The 21,500-nt window shown below is 59.9% G+C and carries 20 protein-coding genes; 3 read left to right on the top strand and 17 right to left on the bottom strand.

Annotated elements, in window-relative coordinates:
* Window positions 1-134: 134 nt before the first annotated feature.
* The 8 genes from ACW9HX_RS07620 to ACW9HX_RS07655 form a co-directional block, all read right to left on the bottom strand.
* Window positions 135-1,025 carry an ABC transporter permease subunit gene (locus ACW9HX_RS07620; protein WP_457380123.1) on the bottom strand — a complete coding sequence of 297 codons (891 nt, stop codon included), beginning with the start codon at window positions 1,023-1,025 and terminating at the stop codon, window positions 135-137.
* A complete protein-coding gene (locus tag ACW9HX_RS07625) occupies window positions 1,022-1,942 on the bottom strand; it encodes an ABC transporter permease subunit (RefSeq protein ID WP_457380124.1) in 921 nt (306 codons plus the stop codon). Before ACW9HX_RS07625 ends, ACW9HX_RS07620 begins: the two co-directional genes overlap by 4 nt.
* Window positions 1,939-3,081: an ABC transporter ATP-binding protein gene (locus tag ACW9HX_RS07630; protein ID WP_096817462.1), complete on the bottom strand. Its 1,143-nt coding sequence runs from the start codon at window positions 3,079-3,081 to the stop codon at window positions 1,939-1,941. Before ACW9HX_RS07630 ends, ACW9HX_RS07625 begins: the two co-directional genes overlap by 4 nt.
* A 73-nt stretch (window positions 3,082-3,154) precedes the next feature.
* Window positions 3,155-4,252 carry a polyamine ABC transporter substrate-binding protein gene (locus tag ACW9HX_RS07635; protein WP_457380125.1) on the bottom strand — a complete coding sequence of 366 codons (1,098 nt, stop codon included), beginning with the start codon at window positions 4,250-4,252 and terminating at the stop codon, window positions 3,155-3,157.
* A gap of 187 nt (window positions 4,253-4,439) precedes the next feature.
* Entirely contained in the window at window positions 4,440-5,549 is a 1,110-nt protein-coding gene (locus ACW9HX_RS07640) for a polyamine ABC transporter substrate-binding protein (protein WP_085708996.1), read from the bottom strand.
* A gap of 171 nt (window positions 5,550-5,720) precedes the next feature.
* Window positions 5,721-7,085: an aspartate aminotransferase family protein gene (locus tag ACW9HX_RS07645; RefSeq protein ID WP_457380126.1), complete on the bottom strand. Its 1,365-nt coding sequence runs from the start codon at window positions 7,083-7,085 to the stop codon at window positions 5,721-5,723.
* 56 nt (window positions 7,086-7,141) lie between these two features.
* Window positions 7,142-8,500, bottom strand: coding sequence for a glutamine synthetase family protein (locus ACW9HX_RS07650; RefSeq protein ID WP_096817456.1), 1,359 nt, complete (start codon window positions 8,498-8,500; stop codon window positions 7,142-7,144).
* A 93-nt stretch (window positions 8,501-8,593) separates the two neighbouring features.
* On the bottom strand, window positions 8,594-8,950 hold the full coding sequence (locus ACW9HX_RS07655; RefSeq protein ID WP_457380127.1) for a gamma-glutamyl-gamma-aminobutyrate hydrolase family protein: 357 nt from the start codon (window positions 8,948-8,950) through the stop codon (window positions 8,594-8,596).
* A gap of 278 nt (window positions 8,951-9,228) precedes the next feature.
* Between ACW9HX_RS07655 and ACW9HX_RS07660 the strand changes: the two genes are divergently transcribed.
* On the top strand, window positions 9,229-10,605 hold the full coding sequence (locus ACW9HX_RS07660) for a glutamine synthetase family protein (protein WP_007953516.1): 1,377 nt from the start codon (window positions 9,229-9,231) through the stop codon (window positions 10,603-10,605).
* A 117-nt stretch (window positions 10,606-10,722) separates the two neighbouring features.
* Window positions 10,723-11,355, top strand: coding sequence for a TetR/AcrR family transcriptional regulator (locus ACW9HX_RS07665; protein WP_457380128.1), 633 nt, complete (start codon window positions 10,723-10,725; stop codon window positions 11,353-11,355).
* A 72-nt stretch (window positions 11,356-11,427) separates the two neighbouring features.
* Here the strand turns inward: ACW9HX_RS07665 and ACW9HX_RS07670 are convergent, their stop codons facing one another.
* The 8 genes from ACW9HX_RS07670 to ACW9HX_RS07705 form a co-directional block, all read right to left on the bottom strand.
* Window positions 11,428-11,643, bottom strand: a complete 216-nt coding sequence (locus tag ACW9HX_RS07670) for a TOBE domain-containing protein (protein WP_007953520.1) — start codon at window positions 11,641-11,643, stop codon at window positions 11,428-11,430.
* Window positions 11,644-11,670: 27 nt separating this feature from the next.
* Window positions 11,671-12,477 carry an aliphatic sulfonates ABC transporter ATP-binding protein gene (ssuB, locus tag ACW9HX_RS07675; RefSeq protein ID WP_457380129.1) on the bottom strand — a complete coding sequence of 269 codons (807 nt, stop codon included), beginning with the start codon at window positions 12,475-12,477 and terminating at the stop codon, window positions 11,671-11,673.
* Complete coding sequence (ssuC, locus tag ACW9HX_RS07680; RefSeq protein WP_248739888.1) at window positions 12,474-13,256, bottom strand: aliphatic sulfonate ABC transporter permease SsuC; 783 nt, start codon at window positions 13,254-13,256, stop codon at window positions 12,474-12,476. The genes ssuB and ssuC overlap by 4 nt, the downstream gene beginning before the upstream one ends.
* A gap of 9 nt (window positions 13,257-13,265) precedes the next feature.
* Window positions 13,266-14,414 (bottom strand): FMNH2-dependent alkanesulfonate monooxygenase, encoded by a 1,149-nt coding sequence (gene ssuD, locus ACW9HX_RS07685; RefSeq protein ID WP_179693344.1) that lies wholly within the window; start codon window positions 14,412-14,414, stop codon window positions 13,266-13,268.
* A gap of 25 nt (window positions 14,415-14,439) precedes the next feature.
* Entirely contained in the window at window positions 14,440-15,405 is a 966-nt protein-coding gene (locus ACW9HX_RS07690) for a sulfonate ABC transporter substrate-binding protein (RefSeq protein WP_102717350.1), read from the bottom strand.
* 90 nt (window positions 15,406-15,495) lie between these two features.
* Window positions 15,496-16,089, bottom strand: coding sequence for an NADPH-dependent FMN reductase (gene ssuE, locus ACW9HX_RS07695; protein ID WP_457380130.1), 594 nt, complete (start codon window positions 16,087-16,089; stop codon window positions 15,496-15,498).
* A gap of 338 nt (window positions 16,090-16,427) precedes the next feature.
* Complete coding sequence (locus ACW9HX_RS07700; RefSeq protein ID WP_457380131.1) at window positions 16,428-17,066, bottom strand: peroxiredoxin; 639 nt, start codon at window positions 17,064-17,066, stop codon at window positions 16,428-16,430.
* Between the two features lie 293 nt (window positions 17,067-17,359).
* Window positions 17,360-18,709, bottom strand: coding sequence for an OprD family porin (locus tag ACW9HX_RS07705; protein WP_457380132.1), 1,350 nt, complete (start codon window positions 18,707-18,709; stop codon window positions 17,360-17,362).
* Window positions 18,710-19,074: 365 nt separating this feature from the next.
* Here ACW9HX_RS07705 and tauA point away from each other — a divergent pair, with 365 nt between their 5' ends.
* Complete coding sequence (gene tauA / locus ACW9HX_RS07710) at window positions 19,075-20,064, top strand: taurine ABC transporter substrate-binding protein (RefSeq protein WP_457380200.1); 990 nt, start codon at window positions 19,075-19,077, stop codon at window positions 20,062-20,064.
* Window positions 20,065-20,146: 82 nt separating this feature from the next.
* On the opposite strand, the gene argA is transcribed toward tauA, so the two are convergent.
* Window positions 20,147-21,445 (bottom strand): amino-acid N-acetyltransferase, encoded by a 1,299-nt coding sequence (gene argA / locus ACW9HX_RS07715; RefSeq protein WP_007951778.1) that lies wholly within the window; start codon window positions 21,443-21,445, stop codon window positions 20,147-20,149.
* Between the last annotated feature and the right edge of the window lie 55 nt (window positions 21,446-21,500).

The following is a 21,500-nucleotide window of genomic DNA, read 5'->3' on the forward strand; positions in this document are numbered from 1 at the left end:
GGGGGAGAGGGCTTTCTAGAGAGGGGGACATACCATTAAACCGGGATTTGGAATGACACACCGCTTTCGCGAGCAGGCTCGCTCCCACAGTTTGGATTAGGGTTGATCACAGAGTTGTGATCAACCTCACTGGCTTAAGCCGCTTCCGGGGTCGGCGCCCGGCGCACGTCCGGTTGCTTCCACGAATCGGCAGCGCCTTCTTCGATGGCTTGCTGAATCGCCTTGCGGCGCGCTTCTTCGGCACGACGGCTGAAGAACCAGACCATGAAGGTCACCAGCGACACCGCCAGCAGAATCAGGCTGGCCACGGCGTTGATCTCAGGCTTCACGCCCAGACGCACCGCAGAGAACACTTCCATCGGCAGCGTCGTCGAGCCCGGACCGGACACGAAACTCGCCAGTACAAGGTCGTCCAGCGACAGCGCGAACGACATCATGCCGCCCGCCGCCAGCGACGGTGCGATCATCGGGATGGTGATCAGGAAGAACACCTTCCACGGCCGCGCCCCCAGGTCCATCGCCGCTTCTTCGATCGACAGGTCCAGCTCACGCAGACGCGCCGACACCACCACCGCCACATACGCCGCACAGAACGTGGTGTGAGCGATCCAGATGGTGACGATGCCACGCTCCTGTGGCCAACCGATCATTTGCGCCATCGCCACGAACAGCAGCAACAGCGACAGACCCGTAATCACCTCAGGCATTACCAGCGGCGCGGTCACCAGGCCGCCGAACAGCGTGCGGCCCTTGAAGCGGGTGATGCGGGTCAGCACGAACGCCGCCAAAGTCCCCAACGCCACCGCCGCGACGGCGGTGTAGCAGGCGATTTCCAGCGAGCGCACCACCGAGCCCATCAGTTGGGTGTTGTCGAGCAGGCCGACGTACCACTTGATCGACCAGCCGCCCCAGACCGTCACCAGTTTCGAGGCGTTGAACGAGTAGATCACCAGGATCAGCATCGGCAGGTAGATAAACAACAGGCCGAGTACCAGCATCAGGCTGGAGAAACGGAAGCGCTTCATTCTTTACCCTCCATTTCCTTGGCCTGACTGCGGTTGAACAGGATGATCGGCACGATCAGGATCGCCAGCATCACCACCGCCAGGGCGGACGCCACCGGCCAGTCACGGTTGTTGAAGAACTCTTGCCAGAGCACTTTACCGATCATCAGGGTTTCCGGACCGCCGAGCAGTTCCGGGATCACGAACTCACCCACCACCGGGATGAACACCAGCATGCAGCCGGCGATGATCCCGTTCTTGGACAGCGGCACGGTGATTTTCCAGAAGCTGTTGAACGTACTCGAACCGAGGTCGGAAGCCGCTTCCAGCAGGCTGTTGTCGTGCTTCACCAGGTTGGCGTACAGCGGCAGGATCATGAACGGCAGGTACGAATAGACGACGCCGATGTACACCGCAAGGTTGGTGTTGAGAATCTGCAGCGGTTCGTCGATCAAGCCCATGCTCATCAGGAAACCGTTGAGCAGGCCGTTGTTGCTGAGGATGCCCATCCACGCATAGACGCGGATCAGGATCGCGGTCCAGGTCGGCATCATGATCAGCAGCACCAGCACCGTTTGCACTTCCTTGCGGGCACTGGCGATGGCATAAGCCATCGGGTAGCCGATCAGCAGACACAAGAGCGTGCTGAAGAACGCCATTTTCAGCGACCCGAGGTACGCCGAAATGTAGAGTTCGTCGTCGCCGAGCATCGCGTAGTTGCCCAGGTTCAGCAGCAATTGCAGCTTCTGCTCGGCGTAGGTGTAGATCTCGGTGTACGGCGGGATGGCCACGTCTGCTTCGGCAAAGCTGATCTTCAGAACGATGAAGAACGGCAGCATGAAGAACAGGAACAGCCAGATGAACGGCACCCCGATGACCAGCTGGCGGCCACCGGGAATTATTCGATTGAGCCGGCGTTTGAATTTGCGCATGTTCATGAGCGAAGTACCACGCCGCTGTCGTCTTCCCAGTACACGTACACCTGATCGCCCCAGGTCGGACGTGCGCCACGGCGTTCGGCGTTGGCCACGAACGACTGCACCAGCTTGCCGCTCGGCAATTCGACGTAGAACACCGAGTGACCGCCGAGGTAGGCGATGTCGTGCACTTTGCCGCTGGACCAGTTGTATTCGCAGGTCGGCATTTCGGCGGTGACCAGCAGTTTTTCCGGACGGATCGCGTAGGTCACGGACTTGTCCTGCACCGAGGTGCTGATGCCGTGGCCGACGTAGATCTGCCGGTCGAGGTCCTTGCAGGTGATGGTCGCGTGGCCTTCGGCGTCGTCGATCACTTCGCCTTCGAAGATGTTCACGTTACCGATGAATTCGCAGACCAGGCGGCTGGTCGGGGTTTCGTAGATGTCGATCGGGCTGCCGATCTGGGCGATCCAGCCCAGGTGCATGATCGCGATGCGCTCGGCCATGGTCATGGCCTCTTCCTGGTCGTGAGTCACCATCACGCAGGTCACCCCCACGCGCTCGATGATTTCCACCAGCTCCAGCTGCATCTGCGAACGCAGTTTCTTGTCCAGCGCGCCCATCGGTTCGTCGAGCAGCAACAGCTTCGGCCGCTTGGCCAGGGAACGCGCCAGCGCTACACGCTGACGCTGGCCGCCGGACAACTGGTGCGGCTTGCGCTTGGCGTACTGGCTCATCTGCACCAGCTTGAGCATCTCGGCCACGCGGGCGTCGATCTCGGCCTTGGGAATCTTGTCCTGCTGCAGGCCGAACGCAATGTTCTGCGCCACAGTCATGTGCGGGAACAAGGCGTACGACTGGAACATCATGTTGATCGGTCGCTCGTACGGCGGCATGTCGGTGATGTCGACGCCGTCGAGGAAAATGCGCCCCTCCGTGGGCCGTTCGAACCCTGCCAGCATCCGCAGCAGAGTGGATTTGCCCGATCCCGAACCGCCGAGCAGGGCGAAGATCTCGCCTTTCTTGATTTCCAGGGACACATCGTCCACGGCAACCGTCTCGTCGAACTTCTTCGTGACCCGGTCGATTTTAACCAGCACCTGTTTTGGTGTCTGGTCGCCCTCGAGGGCTTTCTTATAGGCGCCGGAGGCAACTGCCATTTACGAAACTCCCAGAAAAAAAGAGTGCAGTTCGCCCACGCAAGACGAACCCAGGATAGTTTGTACGTTGAAGCTATTTACCCGACTTGACCTTGGTCCAGCTGCGGGTCATCAAACGTTGAATGTTCGGTGGCAACTCGATCGACACGTAGGTCTTGTCGAGGACGGCCTGCGGTGGATAAACCGCTTCGTCGGTGCGGATGGACTGCTCCATCAGCTTGTCCGAACCCGGGTTGGGGTTGGCGTAACCGACGTAATCACTGACCTGGGCGATCACCTCAGGTTTCAGCAAATAATTGATGAAGGCGTGGGCCTCTTTGACGTTGGCCGAATCCTTCGGAATCGCCAGCATGTCGAACCACAGCGCGCCGCCCTCTTTCGGGATGGCGTAGGCGATGTTGACGCCTTTCTTGGCTTCTTCGGCGCGGTGCTTGGCCTGGAAGATGTCACCGGAGAAACCGATGGCCACGCAGATGTCGCCGTTGGCCAGATCGCCGATGTATTTCGAGGAGTGGAAGTAGGTCACGTAAGGGCGCACTGCCAGCAACTTGGCCGTGGCCTTCTCGTAATCCTTGGGATCGGTGCTGTTGGCGTTCAGGCCCATGTAGTTGAGCACGGTCGGCATCATTTCATCGGCCGAATCGAGGAACGCCACGCCGCAGCTGTGCAGCTTCTTGATGTTCTCAGGCTCGAACAGCACGCTCCAGGAGTCGATCTTGTCGACGCCCAGCACGGCTTTAACTTTATCGACGTTGTAGCCGATGCCGTTGGTGCCCCACAGGTACGGCACGGCGTACTGGTTGCCCGGATCATTCTGTTCCAGGCGCTTGAGCAGCACCGGGTCGAGATTGGCGTAGTTCGTCAGCTGCGCCTTGTCGAGCTTCTGGAACGCGCCCGCCTTGATCTGCTTGCCGAGGAAGTGGTTCGACGGCACAACAACGTCGTAGCCGGTACGCCCGGCAAGCAGTTTGCCTTCCAGGGTTTCGTTGGAATCGAACACGTCGTAGACCGGTTTGATTCCGGTTTCTTTCTGGAAATCGGCCAGAGTGGTCTCGCCGATGTAATCCGACCAGTTATAAATATGCACAGTACCGGCGGCTTGGGCACCGACAACGAACGTCAGGCCGGCAGCGGCCAGCAGGGCATTGCGCAAAGAAGAAAAAATAGGCAAGTGGAGGTCCTCTATTTTAGTTGGGCCCAAGTTGCCCCGTGCTGCATGACAGTCACGGTTGCCCGGCAACAAAACCGGCGCGCAACTTACCTTCGAAAAACCGTTCCAGCAAAACTTTCTGTCATTTAATTGCACCGCTGGCCGTCCTTGCGAACGCGACGGCCAGCGGTGGCGGCTTCAAACCGGCTTATTTACCGGATTTGATCTTGGTCCAGCTGCGAGTCATTTCACGCTGGGTTGCCGCCGGCAGATCCGCGATGGCATACAACTTGGCCTGCACATCGGCTGGCGGGTAGATGCCTGGATCGCTGGTGATGTCTTTTTCCACCAGTGGCGTTGCAGCGGCGTTACCGTTCGGGAAGCGTACGGCGTTGGTGATGCCGGCCATGACTTCAGGCTTCTGCAGGAAGGTCATGAACTTGTAGGCGCCTTCAACGTTTTCGGCATCCTTCGGAATGGCGACCATGTCGAAGAAGCTGCCAGCGCCTTCCTTCGGAATCGCGTAGCTGACTTTCACCTTGTCACCGGCCTCGGCGGCACGGGACTTGGCCTGCTGCACGTCACCCGAGTAGCCGACCGCTACGCAGATGTTGCCGTTGGCCAGGTCCGAGATGTACTTGGAGGAGTGGAAGTAGGTGATCGATGGACGAATCTTGAGGAACAGGTCCTCGGCTTTCTTGATGTCTTCTTTCTTCTGGGAGTCGGTTGGCAGGCCCAGGTAGTGCAGTGCGACCGGGAGCATTTCGGTCGGCGAATCGAGGAAGCTCACACCGCAGCCCTTGAGCTTGGCAATGTTTTCCGGCTTCAGCAGCACGTCCCAGGAATCGATCTTGTCGACGCCCAGCGCAGCCTTGACCTTCTCCGGGTTGTAGCCGATGCCGATCGAACCCCACATGTACGGGAAGGCGTGCTTGTTGTCCGGGTCGCTGACCGACACGGCCTTGAGCAGGTCCTGGTTCAGGTTCTTCCAGTTAGGCAGCTTGGAGCGATCCAGTTCCTGGTACACGCCGGCCTTGATCTGCTTGGCCAGGAAGTTGTTGGACGGCACGACCACGTCGTAGCCGGACTTGCCCGCCAGCAGCTTGGCTTCCAGGGTTTCGTTGGAATCGAATACGTCGTAGACGACCTTGATCCCCGACTCTTTCTCGAAGTTGGCGATGGTGTCCGGAGCAATGTAGTCGGACCAGTTGTAGACGTGCAGCACTTTGTCGTCCGCGTGAACCGCGCCCGCCATCATGCCCGCGACGGACAGGGCCAGAAGAGTCTTGCCAGCAAGCTTTTTACCTAATGCCTTCATGCGTCATGCTCCAAATTTTTCTTTTTTGAACCACTTTGTTCAGCGGCCGAACCCCGACAACTGGAACCGCGGCTAGTCTGGCAAGATACGAGGCGGTCTTTCAAGAAAAGACCAGCCTTTCTGACAGCTCCAGGCGACAGCGCAACAGCTCCATCGCTCAGAGCCTAGCACTTAGCCCTGCAATGCACTGAGGGTCAGGTCCAGGCACTTGCGTGCCTTTGTAACCAGCTCATCGATCTCCGCCTTGCTGATCACCAGCGGCGGCGCGATGATCATGGTGTCGCCCACGGCGCGCATGATCAGCCCGTTGTCGAAGCAGAACTGGCGGCAGATCATGCCCACACCTTTGCCTTCGTAGCGCTTGCGAGTGGCCTTGTCCTGCACCAGCTCGATGGCCCCCAGCAGACCGACTCCGCGCACTTCCCCCACCAACGGGTGATCGTTCAGTTCGCGCAGACGTTTCTGCAAATACGGTGCCGTTTCTTCATGGGCGCGCTCGATGATTTTCTCTTCGCGCAAAATCCGGATGTTTTCCAGACCCACCGCCGCCGCCACCGGGTGACCGGAATAGGTGAAGCCGTGGTTGAAATCGCCGCCTTCGTTAAGCACCGCCACCACTTCGTCACGCACGATCAGGCCACCCATCGGGATGTAGCCGGACGTCAGGCCTTTGGCGATGGTCATCATGTGCGGCTTGAGGTCGTAGAAATCGCTGCCGAACCATTGGCCGGTGCGGCCGAAACCGCAGATCACTTCGTCCGCCACGAACAGGATGTCGTACTTGGCGAGGATTTCCTTGATGCGCGGCCAGTAGGTGTCCGGCGGAATGATCACGCCGCCGGCGCCCTGGATCGGCTCGGCAATGAAGGCACCGACGTTGTCGACGCCGATTTCCAGAATCTTCTCTTCCAGCTGATTGGCCGCCCAGATCCCGAACTCTTCCGGGGTCATGTCGCCGCCTTCGGCGAACCAGTACGGCTGGGCGATGTGGACGATGCCCGGAATCGGCAGGTCGCCCTGTTCGTGCATATAAGTCATGCCGCCCAGGCTCGCACCGGCCACAGTGGAACCGTGGTAGCCGTTCTTGCGGCTGATGATGACTTTCTTGTTCGGCTGGCCCTTGATCGCCCAGTAGTGGCGAACCATGCGCAACATGGTGTCGTTGCCTTCGGAGCCGGAGCCGGTGAAGAACACGTGGTTCATGCCTTCCGGCGCCACGTCGGCGATGGCCTTGGCCAGTTCGAGTGCCGGCGGGTGGGCGGTCTGGAAGAACAGGTTGTAGTAAGGCAGTTCGCGCATCTGTTTGGCGGCAGCATCCGCCAGCTCATCGCGGCCATAACCGATCGCCACACACCACAGACCCGCCATGCCATCGAGGATCTTGTTGCCCTCGCTGTCCCACAGGTACACGCCCTTGGCGTTGGTGATGATCCGTGGACCCTTTTCTTTCAGCTGCTTGAAGTCGCTGAACGGGGCCAGGTGGTGTTCGCTGCTGAGGGCTTGCCACTCACGGGTTTGCGGGTTGTTGCTGGTCATGCCAATTCTCCTTGTTATCGGTGAAGGCGCGGCGGCTGGCCACCGCGCCCGGCGTATCAGACGGCGAAGAGCAGGTACTCACGCTCCCAGGAACTGATCACGCGCTTGAAGTTTTCATGCTCGGCCCGCTTGACCGCGACGTAGCCGGTGATGAAGGTCTTGCCCAGGTATTTCTCGATGGTTGCGCTGTTTTCCATACGCTCCAGCGCGTCTTCGATGGTCAGCGGCAGACGCAGGTTGCGGCGCTCGTAACCACGGCCCACCACTGGCGCGCTCGGGTTGAGGCCCTCGACCATGCCGATGTAGCCGCAGAGCAGGCTCGCGGCAATCGCCAGGTACGGGTTGGCGTCAGCGCCCGGCAAGCGGTTTTCCACCCGACGGTTCTGCGGGCCGGCATCCGGCACGCGCAGACCCACGGTACGGTTTTCCTCGCCCCACTCCACGTTTACTGGCGCGGAGGTGTCCGGCAGGAAGCGGCGGAACGAATTGACGTTCGGTGCGAACAGCGGCAGTAATTCCGGGATCAGTTTCTGCAGACCACCGATGTGGTGCAGGAACAGCTGGCTCATGGTCCCGTCTTCATTGGAGAACACGTTCTTGCCGGTCTCGATGTCGATGATGCTCTGGTGCAAGTGCATCGCACTGCCCGGCTCACCGGTCATCGGTTTGGCCATGAAGGTCGCGGCCACGTTGTGCTTGAGGGCGGCCTCACGCATGGTGCGTTTGAACACCAGAATCTGGTCAGCCAGAGACAGGGCATCACCGTGACGGAAGTTGATTTCCATCTGCGCGGTGCCGTCCTCGTGGATCAGCGTGTCGAGGTCCAGCTCCTGCAATTCGCACCAGTCATAGACGTCTTCGAACAGCGGATCGAATTCGTTCGCTGCTTCGATGGAGAACGACTGACGACCGATTTCCGGGCGCCCGGAACGGCCGACTGGCGGCTGCAACGGATAGTCGGGGTCGTCGCTGCGCTTGGTCAGGTAGAACTCCATTTCCGGCGCCACGATCGGCTGCCAGCCCTTGTCGGCGTAGAGTTTCAGGACTTTCTTGAGCACGTTGCGCGGCGACAGTTCGATCGGGTTGCCTTGCTTGTCGTAGGTGTCGTGGATCACCTGCGCGGTCGGCTCGATGGCCCATGGCACCAGGTACACGGCGTTCTGGTCGGGGCGGCAGATCATGTCGATGTCGGCCGGGTCGAGCAGTTCGTAATAGATGTCGTCTTCGACGTAGTCGCCGGTCACGGTCTGCAACAGAACGCTCTCTGGCAGGCGCATGCCTTTTTCGGCGATGAACTTGTTGGTCGGCGAAATCTTGCCCCGCGTGATACCGGTCAAGTCGCCGATCATGCATTCGACTTCTGTGATCTTGTGGTCTTTCAACCAATCGGTGAGCTGGTCGAGGTTGTTACTCATAAATGCCTCTGGGCTGAGTCTCCTGACACATGTCAGGCAAGTTTGACGCACGGGGCGTCGCGTTAAGGGGGCTTGCTTGCGCGCAGTACCGGCTTACGCCTGGCACCGCGCATCGACAATGAAGGAGGAGCTTACCTGCCCTTTACGCTGGCGTTGCATTTCCTGTGCACATCCCGGGCGTGCAGAATCACGGGCACGGCGCCGGGCGCGGTGCAGGCCGGGAGAAGGAAAGAGATCTATATTGAAAGGAGAACCGCTAAAGAGGATGCCTTCGCGTGCGTCCAGAATATCGGACGCTGTCGCTTGATCTGCCGTGGACAGAGACAACGCTGACAGGCTGCAAGCCTTGCTGGCTGCGCTGCGGACGGTCGTGTCGCCACTGATGTGATAAGCATGCAGACCGGACTGCAAGGAGCAGTCGGTGACGCCGATTAACGGCAGGCGAGACATGAAGCACCCCGGTATTATTGCTGTTATGGGTTTGACCCGAGCTTAGCCTTGTTCATTTTTTTACACAACACCCCCGTAAAAAATACAACACGGCCTGCTCAAGCCTGCGGGTGGCGCGTCCTCCACGGATAAAAAAACGCCCCAAAGTGCCCCATAAATGCCCTCGCGGCGCTTTTTCAGGGCAAAAAAGGCCTCGCTTGACTTCGGCAGGCCGTTCGGGTTGACTGAAACCAGAAAAGATCAATGATTGATATTTTTAACAACAAAGGTGTTGCATCATGTCGGTACCCCCGCGTGCCGTTCAGCTTAACGAAGCGAACGCGTTCCTTAAGGAACATCCTGAGGTTCTGTACGTTGACCTTCTGATTGCGGATATGAATGGTGTGGTGCGCGGCAAGCGCATCGAACGCACCAGCCTCCACAAGGTTTACGAGAAAGGCATCAACCTGCCGGCCTCTCTATTTGCTCTGGATATCAATGGTTCTACGGTGGAAAGCACCGGTCTGGGCCTGGACATCGGCGACGCCGACCGTATCTGCTATCCAATCCCCGATACCCTGTGCAACGAGCCATGGCAGAAGCGTCCGACCGCGCAACTGTTGATGACCATGCACGAACTCGAAGGCGACCCTTTCTTCGCCGACCCGCGCGAAGTGCTCCGTCAAGTTGTTGCAAAGTTTGACGAGCTGGGCTTGACCATCTGCGCCGCATTCGAACTCGAGTTCTACCTGATCGACCAGGAAAACGTGAACGGCCGCCCTCAGCCGCCACGCTCGCCGATTTCCGGCAAACGCCCGCATTCGACTCAGGTCTACCTGATCGACGACCTCGACGAATACGTCGACTGCCTCCAGGACATTCTGGAAGGCGCGAAAGAGCAAGGCATCCCGGCCGACGCCATCGTCAAGGAAAGTGCCCCGGCGCAGTTCGAAGTGAACCTGCACCACGTCGCCGACCCGATCAAGGCATGCGACTACGCGGTCCTGCTCAAGCGACTGATCAAGAACATCGCCTACGACCATGAAATGGACACCACCTTCATGGCCAAGCCTTACCCGGGCCAGGCAGGCAACGGTCTGCATGTCCACATTTCGGTTCTCGACAAAGAAGGCAAAAACATTTTTGCCAGCGAGGATCCCGAGCAGAACGCCGCGCTGCGTCACGCGATCGGCGGTGTGCTCGAGACCCTGCCCGCGCAGATGGCTTTCCTCTGCCCGAACGTCAACTCCTACCGTCGTTTCGGCGCACAGTTCTACGTGCCGAACTCGCCGAGCTGGGGCCTGGACAACCGCACCGTGGCCCTGCGCGTACCGACCGGCTCCGCCGACGCGGTCCGTCTGGAGCACCGCGTGGCCGGCGCCGACGCCAACCCGTACCTGCTGATGGCTTCGGTCCTGGCGGGCGTGCACCACGGTCTGGTCAACAAGATCGAACCTGGCGCTCCGGTCGAAGGCAACAGCTACGAGCAGAACGAGCAAAGCCTGCCGAACAACTTGCGCGATGCACTGCGCGAGCTGGACGACAGCGAGGTGATGGCCAAGTACATCGATCCGAAATACATCGATATCTTCGTCGCCTGCAAGGAAAGCGAGCTGGAGGAGTTCGAACACTCCATCTCCGACCTTGAGTACAACTGGTACCTGCACACCGTTTAAGCGGGTTGCAGCAAAAGAAAACGCCGTTGGCTTCTCAGCCAGCGGCGTTTTTTATTGGCCCCTGTGGCACATACCCAAGCTCTGCGTACAATGCCCGATGCCCCGCAGGAGACTTTCATGACGCGTCCCGCCCCCGTCCGCAAACCCCGTGCCCGCAGCCAGGCGCGGATCGATTCGATACTCGACGCCGCGCGCACGCTGCTGGCCACCGAGGGCGTGGCGAGCCTGTCGATTTACAGCGTCGCCGAGCGCGCGCAGATCCCGCCTTCCTCGGTGTACCATTTCTTCGCCAGCGTCCCGGCGTTGCTTGAGGGCCTGACGGCAGATGTCCACGCGGCCTTCCGCGCCTGCCTGCAAGCACCGATCGATCACGACACCCTGCGTGACTGGCGAGACCTGTCCCGCCTGGTCGAACAACGGATGCTGGAGATCTACGACGAAGACGCCGCCGCCCGCCAACTGATCCTTGCGCAGCACGGCCTCACCGAAGTCACCCAGGCCGACCGCCAGCACGATCTGGAACTGGGCGACCTGATGCACAAGCTGTTCGACCACCATTTCGAGCTGCCGCGCCTGCCGGATGACGTCGATGTGTTTGCGCTGGCGATGGAATTGGGTGACCGCGTCTACGCCCGCTCGGTGCAGCAGCACGGACAGATCACCCCGCGCATGGCCGAGGAAGGCATGCGGGTGTTCGATGCTTACCTTGGGTTGTATCTGCCGCCCTATCTACCCAAAAGAATCCTCTAGCGCAGACGATCAGCGATCAACAAAAAAACCCGAAGGGCTCACACCCTTCGGGGTTGTTTTTTACTCACAGACTTACAACTTGGCGATGGATACCTCAGTGGATTTCACGAAGGCGATCACTTCGCTGCCGACCTCCAGTTCCAGCTCCTTGACCGAACGGGTGGTGATCACCGAAGTGACGATGCCGGAAGCGGTCTGCACGTCGATTTCCGACAGCACGTCGCCGAGAACGATCTCCTTGATCGCGCCCTTGAACTGGTTGCGTACGTTGATGGCTTTGATAGTCATGGCATTGATTCCTGTCGTTTGCTTGAGTTATTGAGCCCAACGCAGTTGCGTAGGCAAGGGTGAAACGGGTTCCGGCGCCGGCGGCTCGCCGGGCAGGGACAACACACGGTTGAGCACTTCGGCTTCCAGCGCGGCCAGGCGATGGGAGCCACGGACCCGAGGGCGCGGCAGCTCCACTTGCAGGTCGAGTCCGACTTCGCCGTCCTCGATCAGAATCACCCGGTCGGCAATCGCCACCGCTTCGCTGACGTCGTGGGTCACCAGCAACACGGTGAAACCATGCTGTTGCCAGAGACGTTCGATCAGTTGCTGCATCTCGATCCGGGTCAGCGCATCCAGTGCGCCCAGCGGCTCGTCGAGCAACAGCAGGCGCGGTTGATGGATCAAGGCCCGGGCCAGCGCCACGCGCTGCTTCTGTCCGCCGGACAGCGCCGCCGGCCATTCATTGGCACGATCGGCCAGGCCGACGGCATCCAGCGCTTCCAATGCTTGCGGACGCCAGTTGCCCTTGAGGCCGAGACCGACGTTGTCGATGATCTTCTTCCACGGCAGCAGCCGCGCTTCCTGGAACATCAGTCGGGTGTCATCCCGCGCGTCGCTGAGCGGTGCAGCACCGGCCAACAGATCGCCGCCGGTGGGTTTATCGAGGCCGGCAAGCAAGCGCAGCAGTGTGCTCTTGCCGCATCCACTGCGCCCGACCACAGCAACGAATTGCCCTGCAGGAATGTGCAGGTCGATATCCCGCAGCACCTGCCGCGCACCGAAGGTCTTTTGCAGATTGCGCACCACCAGCGGAATCCCGCGCAGCAGTCGTGGAGGTTGTTGAGCGGTCATGCCGCACCTCCTTTCGCCACTTGATACGCCGGATGCCAGCGCAGCCACACACGCTCAAGTCCTCGGGCCGCGAGGTCGGCCAGCTTGCCGAGCACCGCGTACAGCAGAATCGCCAGTACCACGACGTCGGTCTGCAGGAACTCACGGGCATTCATCGCCAGATAACCGATGCCAGAGCTGGCGGAGATGGTTTCCGCCACGATCAGCGTCAGCCACATGAACCCCAGGGCGAAGCGCACGCCGACCAGAATCGAAGGCAACGCACCCGGCAGAATCACCTGCCAGAACAAACTGAAACCGGACAGGCCATAACTGCGCGCCATTTCCACCAGCGCCGGGTCGACGTTGCGGATGCCGTGATAGGTGTTGAGGTAGATCGGGAACAACGTGCCCAAGGCCACCAGAAAAATCTTCGCCGACTCATCGATGCCGAACCACAGGATCACCAGCGGAATCAGCGCCAGATGCGGCACGTTGCGGATCATCTGCACTGAGCTGTCGAGCAGGCGTTCGCCCCACTTCGACAGGCCGGTGATGAAGCCCAGCGCCAGGCCGATGCTGCCACCGATGGTGAAGCCCAGCGCCGCGCGCCAGCCACTGATTGCCAGATGCGTCCAGATTTCGCCGCTACGCACCAGGCTCACGCCGGCCTCGATTACCGCCACCGGCGCCGGCAAAATCCGCGTCGACAACCAACCGGCCGACACCGACAACTGCCACACCGCCAGCAACAACACCGGCAACGCCCAGGGCGCGAGGCTGTGGATAAATTTCTTCATGACGGCGCCTCAGCTCTGAGACGCGGCTTTGGGAAGAATGTCGTTGGCCACCATCTCGCCGAACGGGCTGACGTAACCGGCGCTTTTCGGCAATTCCGGACGCTCCACGTCGAGGTGCGGAAACAGCAGTTCGGCCACCCGATACGATTCTTCGAGGTGTGGATAACCGGAGAAAATGAAGGTATCGATGCCCAGATCCGCGTATTCCTTCACCCGTGCAGCCACGGTCGGGCCGTCGCCGACCAGCGCCGTGCCGGCACCGCCGCGCACCAGACCGACGCCGGCCCACAGGTTCGGGCTGACTTCGAGGTTGTCACGGCTGCCACCGTGCAGCGCGGCCATGCGTTGCTGCCCGACCGAATCGAAGCGTGCCAGCGACGCCTGGGCACGTTTGATGGTGTCGTCGTCCAAATGCGAGATCAGGCGATCCGCTGCTTGCCAGGCTTCGGCGTTGGTTTCCCGCACGATCACATGCAGACGGATGCCGAAGCGTACCGTACGGCCGAGCTTGGCCGCTTTGGCGCGAACCTGTTCGATCTTCTCGGCGACTGCCGCTGGCGGCTCGCCCCAGGTCAAGACCATTTCCACTTGTTCGGCGGCCAGATCCTGCGCCGCTTCCGAAGATCCACCGAAGTACAGCGGCGGACGCGGTTGCTGGATCGGCGGATAGAGCAATTTGGCGCCCTTCACGCTGATGTGCTCGCCGTCGTAATCCACGGTTTCGCCTTCCAGCACCCGGCGCCAGATCCGGGTGAATTCCACCGAGGCCTGATAGCGCTCTTCGTGGTTGAGAAACAAACCGTCGCCGGCCAACTCTTCCGGATCGCCACCGGTCACCAGGTTGAACAACGCACGACCGCCGGACAGACGATCCAGAGTCGCCGCCTGACGCGCCGCTACCGTCGGGGAAATGATCCCGGGGCGCAGGGCAACAAGGAATTTCAGACGCTGGGTCACCGGGATCAACGATGCCGCCACCAGCCACGAATCCTCGCAGGAGCGGCCGGTGGGAATCAGCACACCGCCGAAACCCAGTCGATCCGCCGCTTGCGCGACCTGTTGCAGATAGCCGTGGTCGACGGCGCGGGCGCCTTCGGCGGTGCCAAGGTAATGGCCGTCGCCGTGGGTAGGCAGGAACCAGAAGATGTTGAGGCTCATGGAGTGGTCTCCTTGGGGATTCGAATTACTGCGCTTTTGCCACAGCGGCCGGTGGGGTCCAGATCACGTCCTTGATGCTCAACGGCTTGGGAATCAGCTTGAGCTGGTAGAAGGTGTCGGCGATTTTCTGTTGCGCGGCGACCACTTCCGGGGTCAGGAACAGCGCGCCGTAACCCTGGCGTTTCACCGAGGTCAGGGTGATGTCCGCCGGCAAGCCGAGCAGCGGCGAGACTTGTTGGGTCACGTCCTCAGGATTGGCCTTGGACCACTCGCCGACGGCGCGTACTTCTTCCACCAGTGTCTTGATCACCTCGGGATTTTTCTGTGCGTAGGGTTTGGTCGCCAGGTAGAACTGGTGGTTATCGACGATGCCTTTGCCGTCACGCAGGGTGTGCGCTTGCAGTTGTTTTTCGGCGGCGGCCTGGTACGGGTCCCAGATGACCCAGGCATCCACGCTGCCACGTTCGAACGCAGCGCGGGCATCGGCTGGCGGCAGGAATACGGTTTGAATATCGGTGTACTTGAGGCCGGCGTCTTCCAGCGCACGCACCAGCAGGTAGTGGACGTTGGAGCCTTTGTTCAGGGCGACTTTCTTGCCCTTCAGATCCGCCACCGATTTGATCGGCGAATCTTTCGGCACGAGGATCGCTTCGCTGTTCGGCGCGGGTGGCTCGTAGGCCACATAGAGCAGATCGGCACCGGCCGCCTGGGCGAAGACCGGCGGGGTTTCGCCAGTGACACCGAAGTCGATCGAACCGACATTCAGGCCTTCCAGCAGTTGCGGGCCGCCGGGGAACTCAGTCCATTGAACGTCGACGCCTTGGGCGGCGAGACGTTTTTCCAGCGTGCCCTTGGCTTTGAGCAGCACCAGCGTGCCGTACTTCTGATAACCGATCCGAAGCGTCTCGGCTTGAGCTTGAGTGATGGCGCCGAAGGACACAGCCGCAGCAAACAGAGCGACCAGACCACGACGCAAAAATACAGTGCGCATAGCGCTCTCCTTTTTGCTGTTGGGTTTTGGCTGCACCTGCTTGGCCGTTGGCGGCTGAGTAAGGTGAGTACTTCAAATGCGGGTGAAGCTTCAAATGCTCCAGCGAGCACTCAACAAACGTTCGTTCAACAACCCCGGATCCAGCGGCTTCGGCCGGCGGGCCATGGCACTGACAAACTGGTCCAGCGCTTCATGCAGTCGCTGTTCAAGGGCCGGGGCCAACTGCGCCTGGGCACTGCCTTCGCCGTAGGCGATCTGACTGTCCTCGGCAAAAATCCCTTGCAGCATTTCCTGGGCCTTCAACGCCGACAGCACCGGTTTGAGTGCGTAATCGACGACCAGCATGTGGGCGATGCTGCCGCCCGTGGCCATCGGCAAGACAATCTTGTGATTCAGGGCGCGCTCGGGCAGCAGATCCAGCACGGTCTTCAGCGCGCCGGAAAACGACGCCTTGTACACCGGCGTGGCGATCAGCAGGCCATCGGCGTTTTCAATCTGTTGCAGCAGGTCGAGCACCTTCGGGCTGTCGAAGCGGGCGTGGAGCAAATCTTCGGCCGGGAAGTCCCGCACCTGATAACTCACCACTTCCACCCCTTGCTGCTGCAACCAGCGTTGCGAGCGCTCCAGCAAAACCCCGGAACGGGAGCGTTGACTGGGACTGCCACCGAGTGAGACGACCAGCATTCAGACAATTCCTTGAGCGTTACCGGCGATTCGCGGGTTGCGATCTCGCTTCAATGAGACTGACCTTACCAGCTGATTCATATATCCATAAATCATATTTATTCATTTGGTTATGCAATTAAGAGATATCGGATTGAGGTTTTTCCAGACGAAAAAAAGGCCGTCGAAACGGCCTGAAATTCCCTGCATCGTGGTTCTGAATTCTGTGTCGCTCAAGCCGACGCCTTCGTCGGAACGCCGCCCGGAACAAGCCCGCTCCCACAGGGGAACGCATTCCAGAATGTGGGAGCGGGCTTGCTCGCGAAAGCGGTGGTGACTACACCGCAAAATTTACTGATTCACTTGTTCGGCTGTGGGGTCAGGCGCAGGTACGGCTTCACCGCGCGGTAGCCCTTCGGAAAGCGTTTCTTGATTTCGTCTTCATCCTTGAGCGACGGCACGATCACTACTTCGTCACCGTCCTGCCAGTTGGCCGGGGTGGCCACCTTGTAGTTGTCGGTGAGTTGCAGCGAGTCGATGACCCGCAGGATCTCGTGGAAGTTGCGCCCGGTGCTCGCCGGGTAGGTGATGGTCAGGCGGATCTTCTTGTTCGGATCGATCACGAACAGCGAACGCACAGTCAGGGTGTCGCTGGCGTTCGGGTGGATCAGGTCATAGAGATCGGACACCTTGCGATCGGCATCGGCCAGGATCGGGAAGTTGACGATCGTGTGCTGGGTTTCATTGATGTCTTCGATCCACTTGTGGTGCGAGTCCACCGGGTCGACCGACAGTGCGATGGCTTTCACGCCGCGCTTGGTGAACTCATCCTTAAGCTTGGCGGTGAAGCCCAGCTCGGTGGTGCACACCGGGGTGAAGTCCGCCGGGTGGGAAAACAGCACGCCCCAGCTATCACCCAGCCACTCGTGAAAACGAATCTTGCCGGCGCTGGAATCCTGTTCGAAATCGGGGGCGATATCGCCGAGTCTGAGGCTCATGGTGCTGCTCCTGATGAGTTGTTGGAGACCTCAACTGTAGCTCGGGATTTGCATGCCTGAAAAAGAATAAATAACAAGATATTTATATCGTTTAGGAATATTAAACATCTGTTCACTGGACGCCTGCCGGCAACGCGCCGAACATCGGCCCCAAGGTTCGAGAAGGCCTTGAGTTGCTGTAAAGAGGGAAATGTCGGGAAAGGTCTACGGGGGTGGGCCTGACCCGAAAACACAAAAGCCCCGTCCGGCGCGATGCCGGACGGGGCTTTTTTACGTCGGTTGCTCGAGCGCTATTACAGCAGCGGGATCGAGTAGCTGACGATCAGGCGGTTTTCGTCCTGGTCACGCTGACCTGGAACGTCGTTGCGCCAGGTAGCGTTTTTCCACATGAAGCCCAGGTTCTTGGCCGGGCCTTCTGGAATCACGTAACCGATGGTCAGATCGCGTTCCCACTCGGAGTTGCCGTTGCCGTTCTCACGACGGTTGGAACCCACGGTGTCGATATCGCTGCCGCGCAGGTAGACCATGCCGGCGGTCAGGCCTGGCAGGCCGACTTTGGCGAAGTCATACGAGTAGCGTGCTTGCCAGGTTTTCTCGCCGGCACGACCGAACTTCTGGATCTGCATGTCGGTGATGGTGTAGTTCGACGAGCCGTCGCCCTGGTTCAGCCAAGGGAAGTCGGAGCTGCCGTTGGAAACCTGGTAGCCGCCACCGAAGGTGTGACCTTCAACGGTGTACAGGAACAGGCCGCTGTACAGGTTGTTGTCGATCGGGCCTTTGCCGCTGACGTTGCCGACGTAGTTACCGTTGCCGAAGTAGGCTGCGGTGTTGCCGTTGGCGCCGTCGTCGGAGCTGTGGAAGTAACGGAAGTCAGACTTCAGCACGCCCGGGCCGATTGCCCAGTTGTGAACCAGACCCAGGAAGTGTTGCTTGTAGAAGTCTTCCAGGTTGCCGTAGTAGTACTGGGCAGTCAGGTCCTTGGTGATCTTGTAGTCACCACCGGCGTAGTAGAACTTGTTGCTGTTGGCTACGCGAGCGTTCGCACCGCCAATGGACAGGTTCTCGTTGTTGCTGGAGTTACGACCTTTCACCGCTTCGATCTGACCAGCGACCAGAGTCAGGTCCTTGATCTCGCCGGAAGTGATCTGGCCACCCTGCCAGGTTTGTGGCAACAGACGACCGTCGTTGGTCACGATGACCGGGTTCTTCGGCTGCAGGGTACCCAGCTTCAGTTCGGTCTGGGAGATCTTGGCTTTGGCGGTCAGGCCCAGGCTCGAGAAGTTATCAACAGCTTCGCCGTTGGACTTGCTCGGGAACACAGTGCCACCGTAGGAAGTAGAGGTTGCACCGTTGGTGCCGCCGCCCGAATCCAGACGCACGCCCAGCAGACCGATGGCATCGATACCGAAGCCTACGGTGCCTTGGGTGTAGCCGGAGATGAAACGCAGATCGAAGCCTTGGCCCCATTCTTCGTTCTTGTTCTGAGCGCCCGCAGCTTTGGTGCCGGAGTCACGGTTATCGGTGTTGATGTAGAAGTTACGCAGCCCCAAGGTGGCCTTGCTGTCTTCGATGAAACCGGCTGCGCCTGCCTGCTGCGCAATAACCCCTACGGCCACGGCCAGGGCCAAGGTGGACTTGTTCATGTATCGCTCCTCTCGTTTCTAATTCTTGTGTTCCTGGTCCGGGGTCTGATGCCCCTGGATCCTAAGATGCGCGATTAGCGCCAGACCGTGACTGACAAGTCAATCGTAACCTTGTGTGTCTACGACCAAGGTCTAATCGCAGTTATTTGGTCCTTGCAGGGTAAAGACTTCCAGATAAACCCAAAAAGAATTTATTCATTCTTTTTAATACCATTCGGATATATAGCTCTGTAGTGGCCATCTGTACCGGGATACAGCGTATCGGCGACTAAGCTCATTCCTAAATGGTATTTATTAGCCTTTTTTTAGATCGTTTAGCTTTGGCGAAACCCCGATTCGTCAAACCCTATCGAAAAGGCGACGCCATCATGGCCAAACGCGCACTATCTAGTCAATTTGTTACAGTTTGTGTGTCAGCGCTGATTTCTTTTTCTGTCCATGCTTCCAGCCTCACTGTCGGCTACCAGACCGGTATCGATCCAAGCAAAGTCCCTCAGGCCGATGGCGTTTACGAGAAGACGATTGGCGAGAAAATCGACTGGCGCCGATTCAACAGTGGCCCGGAAGTAGTGACAGCCATCGCCTCCGGTGACGTGCAGATCGGCAACCTCGGTTCCAGCCCGCTGGCCGCTGCGGCTTCGCGCAATCTGCCAATTGTCGCGTTCATTGTTTCGGCACAGATCAATGCCGCCGAAGCGCTGGTGGTGCGCAACGGCAGCGGTATCAACAAGCCCGAGGATCTGATCGGCAAGACCATCGCCACCCCGTTTGTCTCCACCTCTCACTACAGCCTGCTAGGTGCGCTCAAGCACTGGGGCCTGGATACCTCGAAAGTCAAAGTGGTGAATCTGCAACCCGCAGAAATCGCGGCGGCCTGGAAACGCGGCGACATCGACGGCGCCTTTGTCTGGTCACCTGCTCTGGGCGAGATCCGCAAGACCGGCAAGACCCTGACCGATGCCGCGCAGGTCGGCCAGTGGGGCGCGCCGACCTTCGAAGTCTGGGTAGCGCGCAAGGATTTTGCCGAGAAGCACCCGGAAGTCGTGGCCAAATTCGCCAAGGTGACCCTGGACTCGTTCGCCGACTATGCCGCCCATAAAGACAGCTGGACGGCCGACTCGGTGCCAGTGCAGAAAATCGCCAAACTGACCGGTGCCAACGCCGCCGATGTCCCGGAATTGCTGGCAGGTTCGGCTTTCCCCGATGCCAAGGCGCAACAGACCACTGCGCTGCTGGATGGCGGCACGGCGAAGGCGATTGGTGAAACGGCGAAATTCCTGAAGGAACAAGGCAAGGTGGAAAGCGTACTGCCCGACTACTCGCCTTATGTCAGTGCGAAGTTTGTAACCGAATAAACGCTATCGCGAGCAGGCGAGCTCCCACACTGGCTCAGTGAGCCTTTGTGGGAGCGAGCCTGCTCGCGATGAGGGTGTCGCATCACAGAGACTTTTCGAAGATCTTCGAATTACGCTGATAGTTGTAGAGAGAAGCCCGCGCCGCCGGCAGGCGCTCGACGCTGCTCGGTTCGAAGCCACGCTCACGGAACCAGTGGGCGGTGCGGGTGGTGAGGACGAACAGAGTCTTCAGGCCCTGCGCCCGGGCGCGAGTCTCGATGCGCTCCAGCAACTCGTCGCCGCGACCGCCATGGCGGTATTCCGGGTTCACCGCCAGGCACGCCAGCTCACCGGCATCCGAATCGGCAATCTGATACAGCGCCGCACAGGCGATGATCATCCCTTCACGCTCGACCACGCTGAACTGCTCGATCTCCCGCTCCAGCACTTCACGGGAACGGCGCACCAGAATCCCTTGCTCCTCCAGCGGACTGATCAGGTCGAGCAGACCGCCGACGTCTTCAATCGCCGCCTCGCGCACCAGCTCGAACTGCTCCTGGGCCACCAGCGTACCGCCACCGTCACGGGTGAACAGTTCGGTCAGCAGCGCGCCGTCCTCGGCATAACTGACGATATGGCTACGCGCTACGCCGCCACGGCAGGCTTCGGCGGCGGCATCCAGCAGTTCCGCCTGATAGTTGCTGCCCAGGCGCTGCAAATGCGCCGGCACCTGTTGCGGACGCAGTTCGCGTACCAGTTTGCCGTTTTCGTCGATCAGGCCGAGGTCGGCGCCGAACAGCAGCAGTTTGTCGGCACCCAGATCGATCGCGGCGCGAGTAGCGACGTCTTCGCAGGCGAGGTTGAAGATCTCGCCGGTCGGCGAATACCCCAGCGGCGACAGCAGCACGATGGAGCGCTCGTCGAGCAGACGGTTGATACCCTTGCGATCGACCCGGCGTACTTCGCCGGTGTGGTGATAGTCGACACCTTCCAGCACACCGATCGGCCGCGCTGTCACCAGATTGCCGCTGGCCACCCGCAGGCGCGAGCCCTGCATCGGCGACGAGGCCATGTCCATGGACAACCGCGCTTCGATGGCGATGCGCAACTGGCCAACCGCGTCGATCACGCATTCAAGCGTCGCCGCATCGGTGATGCGCATGCCGTGGTGGTAATGCGGAGTCAGGCCGCGGGCGGCGAGACGGGTTTCAATCTGTGGGCGGGAACCGTGGACCAGCACCAGCCGCACGCCGAGGCTGTGCAGCAACACAATGTCATGGACGATGTTGCCGAAATTCGGATGCTCAACGCCGTCGCCGGGCAGCATGACGACGAAGGTGCAGTCGCGGTGGGCATTGATATAAGGGGACGCGTGACGAAGCCAATTGACGTATTCGGGCATGAACCTGGGCCTGTAATAAATAGCAGCCGGAAAAAGGGCGAAACGGAAAACGCAC

Source organism: Pseudomonas sp. SDO52101_S400 (genome assembly GCF_054071635.1).